The following is a 611-nucleotide window of genomic DNA, read 5'->3' as shown; positions in this document are numbered from 1 at the left end:
GTGTTCACTGTCAGTGTCGCCGCCAACGGCGACGTCACCCTCGACCAGCAACGGGCGGTGGTGCATCCCGATCCAACCAATCCGGATGATTCGACGAGTCTGACCTCGGACAACCTGGTGACCCTGACGGCCACCATCACCGACAAGGAYGGCGACAGCGCYCATGCCACGCTGAAYATYGGRCAGAACCTGGTGTTCAAGGAYGACGGACCGAGCATCAGCACCACTGGCACGGAGCCAACCCTGACGGTTGACGAAACGGTACTGACGACCGACGCCACCCAGAATTTTACAGCTAACTTCAGCTCGGCATTTGGCGCCGATGGCGCGGGCACATTGACCTATGCCCTAGGCGTAGTCGCAGGCGGTTCCGGACTGACCGATACGGCCACCGGTGAGGCGGTCAACCTGTCACTCAACGGCACCGTGGTCGAAGGCCGCACSGCCACCACYAACCTGCTGGTGTTCACTGTCAGTGTCGCCGCCAACGGCGACGTCACCCTCGACCAGCAACGGGCGGTGGTGCATCCCGATCCAACCAATCCGGATGATTCGACGAGTCTGACCTCGGACAACCTGGTGACCCTGACGGCCACCATCACCGACAAGGA

General features: G+C 61.9%; 1 protein-coding gene. It reads left to right on the top strand.

The features are described 5' to 3' along the window. A partial coding sequence (locus AC1DQM_RS29885; RefSeq protein WP_477747268.1) for a DUF5801 repeats-in-toxin domain-containing protein occupies positions 1 to 611 on the top strand: 611 nt, incomplete at both ends.

This window comes from Pseudomonas sp. 01L34 (assembly GCF_056400265.1).
Note: the sequence above shows the minus strand (reverse complement) of the source record. Positions and strands in the feature narration are given on the sequence as shown.